We start from the raw sequence: 13,140 nt of genomic DNA on the forward strand, positions 1-13,140 counted from the left end.
CGCTACTTCCGGCCGCCGAGCGCGAACAGCAGCAGCACGAAACCGGCGAACAGGTGCGTGGCGAAGATGTAGATGCCCGCGCGGATCAGCATCGCCTTGCGGCGCCTCTTCTCGTCGCTCGTGCTGTCGCTCATGGTGGTGCTTCTCCTCGGATCGGGCGGACGGGCCGGGCGCGGCTCAGCGGAGCCGGCCACCGGAGGCGCGCAGCTCGGTGAGCAGCGCGCCCTGGTCGGTGATCAGCTCGGTCAGGATCCGGCGGGCCGCGCGCAACAGCTCGGCGACGTCCGGGGTGCTGAGCGCGTACACCACGGTGTTGCCCTCACGGGTCGCCGTGACCAGCTGGGTGCGGCGCAGCACCGCGAGCTGCTGGGAGAGGTTGGACGGCTCGACCTCGATCTCCGCCAGCAGCTCGCGCACCGGCCGGGGGCCGTCCTGGAGCAGCTCCAGGACCCGGATCCGCACGGGGTGGCCGAGGGTGCGGAAGAACTCCGCCTTGGCCTGGTACAGCGGCACCGGCATCGTCCGCGCTCTCCCTCGGTTCCGGCTCGGTGGTCGTCCGGCCGGGCGGGGATCGATGCCGCGGCCGGTAGGCATCATCGCGACAGATGAAGATTTCTTCAAGTCGTCACAGCGCGTCGAGCGCCGGCAAGACCCCCGGCGGGCCCTCGACAGACCTCCGGTCCGCCCTCGGCGGGCCGCCGCCCGGCGCTCCCCCCGACCGCCCGCCGACCGGACCGCGACATGCAGAAGCCGAGCCCGGGATGCTGCCAACTCCCGGGCTCGGCAGTCACGGTGACGCGCCGTCAGCAGACTACAGGCACATCCACCGTGGCCGGCACCTGGCCGCTCCAGAACCCCTCGACGTCAAAGGACACGTGCACGGTGGACCCGCACGGCACGGTGGTCGAGATGCCGTCGACCCGCACCGTGGACACCTGGAACACCGTGCGGCCGTTCACCGTGCCGAGCGAGGCACCGCCGGTCACGTTGGCCGACAGGTGGGTCACCAGCTCCTTCGGAGCCGGCGGCCACGGGGTGCCCGGGGACGGCGGACCGGCCAGGCCGATCTTCCCGTAGATCGCGACGCCGTCACCGGTCACGTCGGCGCAGGCGTACGTGGCCAGGCCCGCCTGGAGGCTGTAGGAGCCGCAGGTGGTGACGGTGGTGGTGGCGACGGCCGGGGCCGCGGCGAACGCGGGGACGGGGGCCGAGAGCAGGGCGGCGGCACCGACGGCGCCGGCGGCGATCCGGGCGATCCGGTTCATGGGTTCCTCCTTGGAGGGGACGGACGGACTGGGACAGGTGGTGTGGCACATATGACATTTCATAGGCCCACGACAGGAACTTTGCCATGCGATTCCTATGCGGTGACGCCGATTTACCCTTGGATACGAGGCCTCGTCCGAAAGCAGACCTTCGATGGCGCAATCACCCTCGAACGGCCGAACTTCCGTACCCTCCCAGGCAACGCCCACGTTGAGCCCGGATGAACCGCATCCGAACCGCCACCGGGACCGCCGCCGCGGCCGTCCTCGTCCTCCTCGCGCTGCTGGCCGCCGCGTCGCCGCCGGCCACGCTCATGGGCACCGAGATCCGCCGCCTGCCCACCGCGGAACGCGTCCTCGCCCTCACCTTCAACGCCGCCTGGAACGAGACCGGGCTGGACACCGTCCTCGCCGTCCTGCGCGACCGCGACGCCCCCGCCACCTTCTTCCCGACCGGCGAATTCGCCGACCGCCATCCCCGCGCCGTCCGCGCGATCGCCGCCGCCGGGCACGGCCTCGGCAACCACTCCTACAGCCACCCCGACTTCTCCACCCTCGACGCCGACCGGGCCCGCGCCGAGGTGCACCGCGCCGACACCGCGATCCGCCGCGCCTCCGGGGCCGAACCGCTGCCGTTCTTCCGCTTCCCGTACAGCGCGACCACGCCGGAGGGCATCGCCACCGTCAACCGGCTCGGCTACGCCGACCTCGAATTCACCGCCGACACCAACGGCTACCTGGGCCCCACCCACGGCATGACGGCGGACCGCGCGGTCGAGCGCGCCCTCGCCGCGCTCACCCCGGGCGCCGTCCTCCAACTGCACGTCGGCGCCTCGGAGGAGGACGGACCCGACACCTGCCTCGACGCCGAGGCGCTGCCCCGCATCCTCGACGGCGCCCGCGCCCGCGGCTACCGCGTCATCGACCTGCGCACCCTGCTCGACCGGTGACCGGCCGGGGCCTTCCGCGCCCCGGCGTCACCCGCCCGGACGGGAGTCCGGGGAGCGGACCACCGCCGCCCCGCCCGCCGACGCCACCGCGCCCCGCGGCCAGCCGGTGCCGCCCCGCCCCGCGGCGCCGTGCCGGACGGCACCGACCGGCCCCGTCGGCTCACTCCAGCGAGCCGCGCAGGGCGTCGACCCGGGCCACCGCCTCGGCGAAGGCGTGCCGGTCCAGGCGGCCGTCGTCCAGCGCGGCGGCCAGCGCCTCGGTGGCCTCCTCGCCCTGCCGGGGGTCCCGGGCGGAGCAGAGCAGCAGGTCCATCCCGGCCTCGGCGGCGGCCAGCGCCCGGGCGCCGGTTCCGCCGTACGGGGCGAGCGCCTCCGCCTCCATGGCGTCGGTGACGGTCACGCCGTCGAAGCCGAGCCGGCCGCGCAGCTCGCCCTGGATGATCGTGGACGAGAACCCTGCCGGGTGGTCCGGGTCCAGCGCCGGGTAGACCGCCCACGAGGCCATCACCAGCCGCACGCCCGCCGCGACGGCCGCCCGGTACGGGGCCTCGCCCCGGGAGCGGAGCTGCGACAGCGGGACGTTCAGGGTGACGGGGCGCTCGTCGGTGTTCTCCCCCCGGGGTGCGGCGCCGAGGCCGGGGAAGTGCTTGGCGGTCGCGGCCACGCCGAGGCCCTGCTGGGCGGTGAGGAAGGCGCTGCCCAACTCCGCCACCTTGGCCGGGTCCTGGCCGTAGGAGCGCTCGGGGTGGTCGATGAAGTTGTCCGGCTTGTCGTAGACGTCGAGCACCGGGGCGAGGTTGAGGTTCAGTCCGGCGTCGGCGAGGGTCCGGGCGGCGCCGGCCCCGGATTCCGCGGCCGCGGCGAGCGGGTCCGGCGCCAACCCGACGCGGCGGGCGGAGAGTTCGGGCGCACCGGGCAGCCGGCGGACCTTGCCGCCCTCCTGGTCGGTCATCAGCAGCAGGGTGCGCGGGTGCGGCGCCTCGGCCGCGGCCTGTTTCAGTTCCGCGACCGACTCCGCGAGCTGCTCCGGACTCGTGACGTTCTCACCGAACAGGATCACCCCGGCGGCCCGGCCCTCCCGGATCGCCTGGAGCACCCCGGCCGGCGGCGTCGGACCGGGGTACGACAGCACGATCCGTCGCCCGGCGAGCACCCGCGCGTCCTCCCGCTCCTGGCCGGCCATCGCCGCACCCCTCTCGTTCGGAGCACCCGGAGCACCCGCAACGCCCGCAACGCCCGGAGTGCCCGGGGCACCGTGCGGCCGGGCGGGCGCGCCGAGCGGCACCGGACCGAGCGCGATCCCCATCACGGCCAGCACCACGCCGAACTGGGCGACACTTCGGAACAGGGCCATCACGCCTCCCGGGCCGACATTTGACTTCGGCATGTCAACGTACCCAGGGGTACCGCGGGGCACTCCCCCCTGCACCAGATTCATCCGATAATCCGCCTTAATATCCTCATCGTCCTCACATCGACGACGAACGCCGGACCAGCCGCCCCAGGACGGCGAGCCCCTCGGCGATCTCCGCCGTCGAACCCGCCGCGTACCCGAGCACCAGGCCCGGCGGGTACGGCAGCCGGGCGTGCCAGGACAGCGGCTGCACCTTGACCCCCTCGGCCAGGGCGGCGGCGGCCAGCTCGGTGTCGGTGCGGCCGGGTGCCTCCGGAAGCGTCAGCATCAGGTGGAGGCCCGCCGCCGCGCCGTGCACGGTGGCTCCCGGCAGATGGGTGCGGATGGCGGCGATCATCGCGTCCCGGCGGCGGCGGTGGCGGCGGCGCAGCAGCCGCAGATGGCGGTCGAGGTCGCCGGACTCCATCAGCCGGGCGAGCACCAGCTGGGGCAGCACCGGGTTGCCGAGGTCGGCGAAGCGCTTGGCGTTCAGGACGGCGTCCCGCAACCGGGCCGGGACCAGCAGCCAACCGGTGCGCAGCGCCGGGGCGAGCAGCTTGGAGATGCTGCCCGCGTAGCAGACCCGGTCCGGCAGGGCGGCGCGCAGGGCCGGGACGGGCGGCCGGTCGTAGCGGTGCTCGGCGTCGTAGTCGTCCTCGATGACCAGGCCGCCCTCGCCCGCCCAGCGCAGCAGTTCGCGCCGCCGGTCGCCGCCCAGTACGACGCCGGTCGGGTACTGGTGGGCGGGGGTGAGCAGGACGGCCGGGGCGCCGGTGGCGCGCAGCGCGTCAACCCGGATGCCCTCGGCGTCGACCGGGACCGGCGGGGTGGCGGCGAGCCAGTGGGCGAGGTGGTGCCGGGCACCGAGGGAGCCCGGGTCCTCGACCGCGACCTCGCCAATGCCGGCCCGGCCCAGGGCCCGGCCGAGCAGCGCGAGCGCCTGGGCCGTGCCGGCGACGATCAGCACCTCGTCCGGGTCGGCGCGGATGCCCCGGTTGCGGGCCAGCCAGTGGGCGACGGCCCGGCGCAGGGCCGGGGTGCCGCGCAGGTCGCCGTAGCCGAGGTCGGAGGCGGCGAGGTCGTCGAGGACGGCGCGTTCGGCGCGCAGCCAGGCGGCGCGGGGGAAGGCCGCGAGGTCGGGCACGCCCGGGGTGAGGTCGATCCGGGCGGGGGTGCCGCGCAGCAGGTCGAAGACCTCGGGGCCGGGATCGGCCCGGAACAGCGCGGGCGCCGGGCGGGGTGGCTCCGCCGCGGGCGCCCGGTGCGGCGCCGCGGGGGCCGCGGGGGCCGCGGGGGCCGCGGGGGCCGCGACCACGACCGTGCCGCCCCGCCCGCGGCCGACGACCTGCCCCTCCTCGGCGAGGCGCTGGTAGGCGTCGGTCACCACACCGCGGGAGACGCCGAGTTCGGCCGCCAGCACCCGGCCGGCGGGCAGCCTGCTGCCGACCGGGAGCCGCCCGTCGGCGACGGCCTCGCGCAGCCGGCGGGTCAGCCAGTCGGTGAGCCCACCGGGCGGGGCATCGGCCGGGTCGAGCTGCAGGAAGTCGGCGCCGGCCTCTTTGGACCGGTCGGATGCCTCGGCTTTGGACCTGTTCACCGGACCATAGTGGCGGCGAGGGTGGGGCCATGACCACGGAAGCGCCCATGCTCACGGAAACGCCCACGACCACGGGATCGCCCACGACCACGGGGACAGCGGCATCGGAGCGCCCTGACGACCGCCCCGACGACCGCCCCGACTACGTCCACGGCTACTCGCGGACCGAGGCGCGGCGCCTCGGCGACCAGGCCGACACCCTCGCCGACCTGCTGCACGCGGGCACCGCGTACCCGGCCGGGAGCCGGGTGCTGGAGGCGGGCTGCGGGGTGGGGGCGCAGACCGTGCACCTGCTGGCCGCCAACCCGGGGATCCGGCTGACGGCGGCAGACCTCTCCGCGGAGTCGCTGGCCCGGGCCCGCGCCCGGGTCGCCGAGCAGGCACCCGCCGCGGACGTCAGCTGGCACCACGGCGACCTGCACCGGCTGCCGTTCCCGGACGCCTCGTTCGACCACGTCTTCCTGTGCTTCGTACTGGAGCACCTGCCCGACCCGACGGCCGGGCTGGCGGCGCTGCGCCGGGTGCTGCGGCCGGGCGGGACGATCACGGTGATCGAGGGAGACCACGGCTCGGCCTTCTTCCACCCGGAGAGCCCGGCGGCCCGGCGCACCGTCGACCACCTGGTCCGGCTGCAGGCCCGGGCGGGCGGCGACGGCCTGCTCGGCCGCCGCCTCCACCCGCTGCTGACCGCGGCCGGCTTCACCCGGGTGTCGGTCCGCCCGCGCACGGTCTACGCCGACGGGGCCGACCCGGCTCTGGTGGAGGGGTTCACCCGGCGGACCTTCGTCGCGATGGTCGAGTCCGTCCGCGCGGACGCGGTGGCCGCCGGACTGACCACCCCGGAGGACTTCGACCGGGGCATCGCGGAGCTGCGCCGCGCGGCCGGGCCGGGCGGGACGTTCCACTACGCCTTCTTCAAGGCGGTGGCGGTCAACCCGTAGCCGCCGCGCAGGACGGCTCGGGCCGGGACGGGCTCGGGCTCGGGCTCGGGCTCGGGCTCGGGCCGGAGCGGAGCCCGCGGGCGGGGTCGTGGACGGGGGTCTCGACCGCGCCCGCGGGAGCCACCGCCCCGACGACCTGACGACCTGACGACCCGCCGCCCCACCGGGTACGGAGGCGGGCCGGGACGGCACGGGCACGCGCACGGGCACGCGCACGCGCACGGGCACGGGCACGGGCACCGGCACCGGCACCGGCACCGGACGGGGCTACTCCGGGCTGTCCCCGAAGTCCGCCAGCAGGGTGCGCATCACCTCGACGAACGCCGTCCGCTGCGCCTCGTCGAGGCCCGCCAGCATCCGGTGCTCGGTGGCGAGGTGGTCGGGCAGCGCGCGGTCGATCAGGGCGTGCCCCTCGGGGGTGAGGGCGACCTCGCGGCTGCGGCCGTCCTGGTCGCTGCGGGTGCGGGTGACCAGGCCGCGGGCCTCCAGCCGGTCGAGCCGCTGGGTGATGGCACCGGAGGTGACCATCGCGGACTGCATCAGTCCGGAGGGGGTGAGGCGGTAGGGCGGGCCGCTGCGCTTGAGGGTGGCGAGCACGTCGAAGGAGGCGGCGTCCAGTCCGTGCTCGGCGAAGGTGCGGTTGAGTGCCGCGTCCACCAGCCGGTAGAGGCGTTTGAGCCGGCCGAACACCTCCATCGGGGAGACGTCCAGGTCGGGGCGCTCGGCACCCCATTGCGCGACGACGCGGTCCACATGATCTGCCACGGGTTCAGGGTAGGCGATCCCCACTGGATTCCTTAGCGGTGAGGTAACTGTGAGCCACATCACTCACCCGATGCGGTGAAGAATGCCTTAGCGCTGAGATATATTGCCTTAGTGCTAAGAAATCGCCTCGCCCTCGTCCTGCTGACGGCCCTCGCTCCGGCGGTCTGGGGCACGACCTATCTGGTCACCACCGAACTCCTGCCGCCCGGCCGCCCGCTGCTCGCCGCCGTCATCCGCTGCCTGCCCGCGGGGCTGCTCCTCGTCGCCCTCACCCGCCGTCTGCCGCAGGGCAGTTGGTGGTGGCGTTCGCTGGTCCTCGGCGCCCTCAACATCGGGGTGTTCCAGGCTCTGCTCTTCATCGCCGCCTACCGTCTGCCCGGCGGCATCGCGGCCACCGTCGGCGCCGTCCAGCCGCTGGTCACCGCCGGGCTCTCGGCCCTGGTCCTCGGCGACCGGCTCACCCTGCGCACCGTGCTGTCCGGCATCGCGGGCGTCGCGGGCGTCAGCCTGCTGGTGCTGCGGGCCAACGCCCGGCTGGACGCGATCGGGGTGCTCGCCGCGCTCGGCGGCGCCGTGGTGATGGCCGCCGGGATCGTCCTCTCCAAGCGCTGGGTCTCCCCCGCGCCGATGCTCGCCACCACCGGCTGGCAGCTCACGGCCGGCGGACTGCTGCTGGTACCGGTCACGCTGCTCTCCGAGGGCGCGCCGCCGTCCCACTACACCCTCGCCAACGTGCTCGGCTACACCTACCTGTGCCTGATCGGCGCGGCCGTCACCTATGCGCTCTGGTTCCGCGGGCTGCGCGCGCTGCCGCCGACCTCGGTCTCCTTCCTCTCGCTGCTCAGCCCGGTGGTCGCCACCCTGCTCGGCTGGCTGGCGCTCGGCCAGGACCTCAGCCCGCTCCAGGCGTTCGGCGCGCTGGTCGTGCTCGGCTCACTGATCGCCGCCCAGACCCGACGGACCCGCACCGCGCCCGAGCCGGCACCCGGAACCGGGCCGGCGGACACCCCGCGGCCCGTCCGCGAGAACGCCTGACCCCGTCCCACCGACACCGTTCCCGCACCCACCGATCCCACCGATCCCACCGTTCCCCAGCACCACCGATCCCCACCACCTACAGGGAGTACCCCATGCGCATCACCGTGTTCGGCGCCACCGGCAACGTCGGCAGCCGGGTCGTGGCCGAGGCCCTGGCCCGCGGCCACCAGGTCACCGCCGTCGTACGGGACCCGGCGAAGCCGCACGGCCTGCCGTCCGCCGCCGCCCTGGCCGTCGGCGACGCCCGCGACCCCGAGGACGTCGCCCGGATCGCGGCCGGACAGGACGTGGTGATCACCGCCACCCGTCCGCTGCCCGGCAGCGAGCACGAACTGGCCGTCGCCACCAAGGGCCTGCTGGCCGGGATCGCCGGCACCGGCGTACGGCTGCTGGCCGTCGGCGGCGCGGGCAGCCTGCTCGTCCCGGGCGGCGGCGGGACCACCCTGGTCGACAGCCCCGGTTTCCCCGACGAGATCCGGCCGATCGCCCTGGCCTGCGACGAGCAGCTCGGCCTCTACCGTGCCGCCGGCCCGGACGTCGACTGGACCTACCTGAGCCCGGCCGCGCTCCTGGAACCCGGCGTGCGCACCGGCCGGTTCCGGACCGGCCACGACGACCTGCTGGTCGACGCCGAGGGCAACTCGGCGATCTCCATGGAGGACCTCGCCGTCGCACTCCTCGACGAGGCCGAACAGCCCGTCCACCGCCGGGCCCGGTTCACCGCCGCCTACTGAGCCCTCGACCGCCTGGAGCCCCCGCCCCGGCGGGGGTGCACCCAGCACCACCCCGAAGACGGTAGTGGGGATGATCGATCATCAGGCCGGGGCCGGACAGGATCGTTCCCGTGACCGAGCCTGAGACCAAGAGCAAGACCAAGAGCAGGACCGCAGCCCAGCGCACCGACGCCGCCCCGACCCGCGTCCGGCACGCCCGTCGCGCCGCCCTGGCCGTGGCGGCCGCCGTCCTGGCCGGCCTGGCCGTGCCCACCACCGCGGGCGCCGCCACCGGCCGGGACCCGGGCGACGCCGCTCCGGTGCCCGCCCGCTACACCCACCAGACGCTGAACTGGCAGCCCTGCGCCCGGCAGCCCGCCCTGGACTGCGCCACCATGGCCGCCCCGCGCGACTGGCACCACCCCGGTGTCGGCGCCGATCTGACCATCGCCGTCTCCCGGCACCGCGCGACCGGCCCGGCCGAGCGCAAGGGCACCCTGCTGATGGCGGCCGGCGGCCCCGGCGGCACCGGCCTGCTGCGCCCGGCCAATCTGGCCGCCGGTGCCCCGGCGGTCGCCGCCGCGTACGACATCGTCGGCTTCGACCAGCGCGGGGTCGGCGAGAGCACCAAGGCGGTCTGCCAGACCGAGGCGGAGATGCAGGAGTTCCTGGCCGGCGACTACCGCGACCAGTCCCCCGCCGCGATCGACCGCGTCATCGCCAACTCCAGGAAACTGGCCGCCAGTTGCCAGGAGCGCAGCGGCGACCTGATCCCCTACCTGACCACCGAGCAGACCGCCCGCGACATCGACCTCTTCCGCGGCCTGCTCGGCGAGCGCAAGATCGGCTACTACGGTCCTTCCTACGCCTCGATGATCGGCGCCTACTACGCGACGCTCTTCCCGCACCGGGTCGAACGGATGGTGCTGGACAGCAACATCGGCTTCGACGGCACCTGGGAGAAGTACGAGCTGGGCCAGCCGATGAGCTTCCAGCGCCGCTTCGACGAGGACTTCGTGCCCTGGCTCGCGGCGCGGGACACCACCTACCACTGGGGCTCGACGCCGGAGCAGGTGCGGGCGCACTGGGAGCAGCGGCGCGCCGCGCTGCACGATTCCCCCATCGTCGAGGGCTCGGTGACGATCGGCCCGAACCAGCTGGACAGCCTCGCCATGTCGGCGATCTACCGGGCGTCCGACTTCCCGGAGCTGGCCCGGATGCTGGCCGCCGTCGACAACTGGCAGGGCCTCGACCCGGCGACCAGGGCGGCGGCCGCGAAGATCTTCGGCAGCTACCTCTCCCCGGAGTTCCTCGCCGAGTACTTCGCCGTGACCTGCAACGACACCCCGTGGACCAGGGACCTGGACACCTGGATCGAGCGCGGCGCCGAGAACACCGCCCGCTGGCCGCTGGCCGGCGCCCGGACGCTCGCCTTCAGCGCGGTCTGCGCCGCGTGGCCGGTCGCCCCGGCGCCGGAGGTCAAGGTGACGGGCGCCCGTCTGCCGACCACGCTGATGCTCAACTCGGTGCACGATCCGGCGACGTACTACGAGGCGGCGCTCGGCGCCCATCGCGCGCTGCGCGGCTCCAGGCTGGTCACCGTCACCGGGAGCGGCGACCACGGCCAGTACCCCACGTCCAACACCTGCGTCAGCGGGGTGGTCGAGCGGTACCTGCTGGACGGCGAGGCGCCCGCTCGCGACCTCACCTGCCCCTCGCCGCAGGCCGGTTGACCAACCGGGTGCTCAACTCCCGGGCCGGGAGCGCAGCCTGGCCCGGAGCCAGGAGAGCCCGACCGCCAGCCCGGCGAAGCCCCCGACGGCGAGCTTGATCCCGGCCTTGGCGACGATCCAGCCGATCCACGGCACGGACCAGCCCAGCCAGTGGAACACCGCCAGCAGCACCGCCGCACCGCACACCGCCGCGAGCACGGTGACCGCGACGGCCGCCGACCGGGAGAGCTCCCGCGGGCCGCCGGCGCGTTCCCCCGCGGCCGTGTCGTCCGCCTCGCCGGCCGGGCTGTCCACCATCTCGTTCGTGTCCCCCACAGTCATGCGGCGATGATACGCGTCAGCGGCAGGCGTGGTGGGTGTCGCCGAGGTGCTCGCCGGTCTCGCCGTCGGGGAAGCTGACGGCGAGGGTGACGCGGTACTCGTGGACGTCCTCCCGGTGGCCCGGCACCCGCGCCCAGGCCAGCGAGTGCACCTCGGCCTCGGGGGCCTGCCGGCACCAGGCGGCGGCCTCCTCCAGGACGGTGGCGGCCGACCGCCCGGTGCACACCACGGCGGTGTACGCGGCGACCGCGACGTCCCCACCGGTGCGACGGGCGCGCGACACCGCCCGGACGGCCGCGGCGGCCTGGGTCAGGTCACGGGCCAGGTCGTCCACCACCCGAGGGGGCGCCGGCAGGACGACCGCTCCCTCGGCGAGGGTCTCCGGCAGGTTCGCGCTCACGGTCTGGACCTCCATCCGCATCATCACGCGGCACAGCATGCCGGGCGGTGATTCCTGGCATGCCCACTTTCACCAGAACGTCACCCGTCCAGGGCCGAGTCGGGGCGGCGCCCTGGCGCCCCGGCGCCCGCCCTGGTAGGGGGCGCCGGGCCGGGCGCCCGACGTTCCGGCAGGTCAGGAGAGCGGGCGGTGGGCGCCGCCGGGGAGCCCGAAACGCCGCGCACGCACCACCCCTGTGCTCCGAACCGCCGTTCCGGCGCCCGGGAGCGCCCGTCCCGCCGCGGTGGCCCTTCGGTCAACTTTCCGCAGCGAAAGGTGAGTTGGCACTGGATAACGGAAGGGGGCGGCCGGCGGCGGGGCCCCGGAACGGCGCGGCACCCGTCGGCACCCCCGCTGAAGTGCCGAGTTAACCCCTCGGAGGGCCCCGGTCCGCCTCCCGGTCACCCTGTCCCTGTCAGATCGTCGTGATACTAATCGTCCCGGCGGCGGGCCCGGCCCTCGGCCGGACGGGCACGATGACGACAGCTCAACCGTTCCGGGATGGTCCGGGCGGCGACGGGGAGGGGTAGCGGATGACGGTGCGGATCGGCAAGGCCGAGGGCGGACGGAAGCTCCGGATCGGCAAGCGGCTCACGGGCACGGCGGCGGCCTTCGTCGCGCTGGCCGCGCTGACCGGTTCTCAGGTGACGGGCATCGGGCTCGCCCCGGTCGCGGTCGCCGACGCCGGTCCGGCGAACGGCGCCGACGGCCAGGGCGTCGGCCGTTCCCTGCCCGACGGCAGCCCCTCGACGGACGTCCCCGGCACCTTCGGCACCGGCGTCCCGGCCGACGGCGGCGGAACCGTCCAGCTCCCGCAGCCGCCCGGCACGCTGCCCGGCACGACCTCGGCCGGCCCGTTCGCGGCCACCGGCCCCGCACTGCCCGCCACCGTCCTCGCCGCCTACCGCCAGGCCGAGGCCTCGCTGGCGCAGCGTTCGCCGGGCTGCCACCTGCCCTGGCAACTGCTCGCCGCGATCGGCCAGGTCGAGTCCGGCCAGGCCAACGGCGGCCGGGTGGACGCCGCCGGCACGACCCTGACGCCGATCCTCGGCCCGGCGCTGGACGGCAACGGCTTCGCCGCGATATCCGACACCGACGGCGGCCGCTACGACGGCGACTCCCGCTGGGACCGCGCCGTCGGGCCGATGCAGTTCATCCCGTCCACCTGGGCCTCCTGGGGCGTGGACGCCAACGGCGACGGCAAGGCCGACCCGAACAACGTCTTCGACGCCGCCGAGGCGGCCGGCCGCTACCTGTGCGCGGGCGGCCGCGACCTCGCCGACCCGGCGCAGCTCGACCGGGCGGTGCTCAGCTACAACAACTCGGGCGAGTACCTGCGGACGGTGCGCAACTGGATGGCGCACTACGGCAGCGGCACGGTGACAACCGTCCCGAACCGCCCCGGGTCCCCGGTCCCGCCCACCTCGCTGCCCACGCCGAACCCGCCGGGGCTCCCGAGCCTCCCCGGGGGCGGTGGCCCGAGCACGACCGCGCCCAGTACGGACCCGCAGCCGACCGTACCGGTCACGCCCGCCCCGGAGCAGTCGCCGAGCGCCCAGCCGACGACGACCCCGAGCGCCACCGCCACGCCCACGCCCGGCGGTTCGGCCTCGCCCTCCGCGACGCCGACGACCACCCCGAGCGGCGGCACCTCCCCCACGGCGACCCCGACCGGCACGCCCACGGGCACCCCGACCGGTACGCCGACCACCTGCCCGGACCCGTCGGCCACGCCGACCGGCACGCCCACCCCGACGGGCTCCCCGTCGCCGACCGCCACGCCCACCGGCACCCCGACGGCAACGCCCCTCCCGGGCTGCCCCACCCCCGGCCCGACCGCGACCCAGACCCCGGGGGCGGCCGCCGGCACCACGCCCGGCTCCGCGTTCTCGCCGTCGGCGGCCCCGACGAAGTGACCCGAGGGGCGCGGTTCCTTCCCGGGAACCCCCCCCCCCGGCCCCGCACGGGCGGCCCCCGGGTAGGGC

The 13,140-nt window shown here is 75.4% G+C and carries 14 protein-coding genes; 6 read left to right on the forward strand and 8 right to left on the reverse strand.

The window, feature by feature from the left end:
- Positions 1 to 2: 2 nt before the first annotated feature.
- From ACFVHV_RS14250 to ACFVHV_RS14260, 3 genes are all read right to left on the reverse strand, one after another.
- The gene (locus ACFVHV_RS14250; RefSeq protein ID WP_359902629.1) at positions 3 to 134 is read right to left on the reverse strand and encodes a DUF6126 family protein; all 132 of its coding nucleotides are present in this window, start codon (positions 132 to 134) and stop codon (positions 3 to 5) included.
- A gap of 43 nt (positions 135 to 177) precedes the next feature.
- Positions 178 to 519, reverse strand: a complete 342-nt coding sequence (locus ACFVHV_RS14255; protein WP_359902632.1) for a metalloregulator ArsR/SmtB family transcription factor — start codon at positions 517 to 519, stop codon at positions 178 to 180.
- 284 nt (positions 520 to 803) lie between these two features.
- Complete coding sequence (locus ACFVHV_RS14260; protein WP_359902635.1) at positions 804 to 1,265, reverse strand: hypothetical protein; 462 nt, start codon at positions 1,263 to 1,265, stop codon at positions 804 to 806.
- 221 nt (positions 1,266 to 1,486) lie between these two features.
- On the opposite strand from ACFVHV_RS14260, the gene ACFVHV_RS14265 reads away from it, so the two are divergent.
- Positions 1,487 to 2,215: a polysaccharide deacetylase family protein gene (locus tag ACFVHV_RS14265; protein WP_380351355.1), complete on the forward strand. Its 729-nt coding sequence runs from the start codon at positions 1,487 to 1,489 to the stop codon at positions 2,213 to 2,215.
- 160 nt (positions 2,216 to 2,375) lie between these two features.
- Here the strand turns inward: ACFVHV_RS14265 and ACFVHV_RS14270 are convergent, their stop codons facing one another.
- Both ACFVHV_RS14270 and ACFVHV_RS14275 read right to left on the reverse strand, forming a co-directional pair.
- Positions 2,376 to 3,569 carry a glycoside hydrolase family 3 N-terminal domain-containing protein gene (locus ACFVHV_RS14270; RefSeq protein WP_380351357.1) on the reverse strand — a complete coding sequence of 398 codons (1,194 nt, stop codon included), beginning with the start codon at positions 3,567 to 3,569 and terminating at the stop codon, positions 2,376 to 2,378.
- Positions 3,570 to 3,684: 115 nt separating this feature from the next.
- Complete coding sequence (locus ACFVHV_RS14275; protein ID WP_380351359.1) at positions 3,685 to 5,205, reverse strand: PLP-dependent aminotransferase family protein; 1,521 nt, start codon at positions 5,203 to 5,205, stop codon at positions 3,685 to 3,687.
- Positions 5,206 to 5,234: 29 nt separating this feature from the next.
- Between ACFVHV_RS14275 and ACFVHV_RS14280 the strand changes: the two genes are divergently transcribed.
- On the forward strand, positions 5,235 to 6,146 hold the full coding sequence (locus tag ACFVHV_RS14280) for a methyltransferase domain-containing protein (protein ID WP_380351360.1): 912 nt from the start codon (positions 5,235 to 5,237) through the stop codon (positions 6,144 to 6,146).
- 267 nt (positions 6,147 to 6,413) lie between these two features.
- Here the strand turns inward: ACFVHV_RS14280 and ACFVHV_RS14285 are convergent, their stop codons facing one another.
- Complete coding sequence (locus ACFVHV_RS14285) at positions 6,414 to 6,911, reverse strand: MarR family winged helix-turn-helix transcriptional regulator (protein WP_380351361.1); 498 nt, start codon at positions 6,909 to 6,911, stop codon at positions 6,414 to 6,416.
- A gap of 111 nt (positions 6,912 to 7,022) precedes the next feature.
- On the opposite strand from ACFVHV_RS14285, the gene ACFVHV_RS14290 reads away from it, so the two are divergent.
- The 3 genes from ACFVHV_RS14290 (at position 7,023) to ACFVHV_RS14300 (ending at position 10,395) form a co-directional block, all read left to right on the forward strand.
- A complete protein-coding gene (locus ACFVHV_RS14290; RefSeq protein WP_359902649.1) occupies positions 7,023 to 7,946 on the forward strand; it encodes an EamA family transporter in 924 nt (307 codons plus the stop codon).
- 95 nt (positions 7,947 to 8,041) lie between these two features.
- Positions 8,042 to 8,683, forward strand: coding sequence for an NAD(P)H-binding protein (locus tag ACFVHV_RS14295; protein WP_359902652.1), 642 nt, complete (start codon positions 8,042 to 8,044; stop codon positions 8,681 to 8,683).
- Between the two features lie 110 nt (positions 8,684 to 8,793).
- Positions 8,794 to 10,395 (forward strand): alpha/beta hydrolase, encoded by a 1,602-nt coding sequence (locus tag ACFVHV_RS14300; protein WP_380351363.1) that lies wholly within the window; start codon positions 8,794 to 8,796, stop codon positions 10,393 to 10,395.
- Between the two features lie 12 nt (positions 10,396 to 10,407).
- On the opposite strand, the gene ACFVHV_RS14305 is transcribed toward ACFVHV_RS14300, so the two are convergent.
- Together ACFVHV_RS14305 and ACFVHV_RS14310 are read right to left on the reverse strand one after the other, a co-directional pair.
- Positions 10,408 to 10,716 (reverse strand): hypothetical protein, encoded by a 309-nt coding sequence (locus ACFVHV_RS14305; protein ID WP_380351365.1) that lies wholly within the window; start codon positions 10,714 to 10,716, stop codon positions 10,408 to 10,410.
- A gap of 16 nt (positions 10,717 to 10,732) precedes the next feature.
- Positions 10,733 to 11,116 carry a hypothetical protein gene (locus ACFVHV_RS14310; protein ID WP_359902661.1) on the reverse strand — a complete coding sequence of 128 codons (384 nt, stop codon included), beginning with the start codon at positions 11,114 to 11,116 and terminating at the stop codon, positions 10,733 to 10,735.
- 572 nt (positions 11,117 to 11,688) lie between these two features.
- Here ACFVHV_RS14310 and ACFVHV_RS14315 point away from each other — a divergent pair.
- Positions 11,689 to 13,071 carry a lytic transglycosylase domain-containing protein gene (locus tag ACFVHV_RS14315; RefSeq protein ID WP_380351367.1) on the forward strand — a complete coding sequence of 461 codons (1,383 nt, stop codon included), beginning with the start codon at positions 11,689 to 11,691 and terminating at the stop codon, positions 13,069 to 13,071.
- Positions 13,072 to 13,140 lie beyond the last annotated feature (69 nt).

It is taken from the genome of Kitasatospora sp. NPDC127116, from assembly GCF_042677365.1.
Lineage (GTDB): Bacteria > Actinomycetota > Actinomycetes > Streptomycetales > Streptomycetaceae > Kitasatospora > Kitasatospora lactacystinica.

Excerpts from the sequence above, each read along its gene's own strand:
- ACFVHV_RS14250 (WP_359902629.1), bottom strand. The coding sequence starts at position 134 with ATGAGCGACAGCACGAGCGACGAGAAGAGGCGCCGCAAGGCGATGCTG.
- ACFVHV_RS14255 (WP_359902632.1), bottom strand. The coding sequence starts at position 519 with ATGCCGGTGCCGCTGTACCAGGCCAAGGCGGAGTTCTTCCGCACCCTC.
- ACFVHV_RS14260 (WP_359902635.1), bottom strand. The coding sequence starts at position 1,265 with ATGAACCGGATCGCCCGGATCGCCGCCGGCGCCGTCGGTGCCGCCGCC.
- ACFVHV_RS14265 (WP_380351355.1), top strand. The coding sequence starts at position 1,487 with ATGAACCGCATCCGAACCGCCACCGGGACCGCCGCCGCGGCCGTCCTC.
- ACFVHV_RS14270 (WP_380351357.1), bottom strand. The coding sequence starts at position 3,569 with ATGGCCCTGTTCCGAAGTGTCGCCCAGTTCGGCGTGGTGCTGGCCGTG.
- ACFVHV_RS14280 (WP_380351360.1), top strand. The coding sequence starts at position 5,235 with ATGACCACGGAAGCGCCCATGCTCACGGAAACGCCCACGACCACGGGA.
- ACFVHV_RS14295 (WP_359902652.1), top strand. The coding sequence starts at position 8,042 with ATGCGCATCACCGTGTTCGGCGCCACCGGCAACGTCGGCAGCCGGGTC.
- ACFVHV_RS14305 (WP_380351365.1), bottom strand. The coding sequence starts at position 10,716 with ATGACTGTGGGGGACACGAACGAGATGGTGGACAGCCCGGCCGGCGAG.
- ACFVHV_RS14315 (WP_380351367.1), top strand. The coding sequence starts at position 11,689 with ATGACGGTGCGGATCGGCAAGGCCGAGGGCGGACGGAAGCTCCGGATC.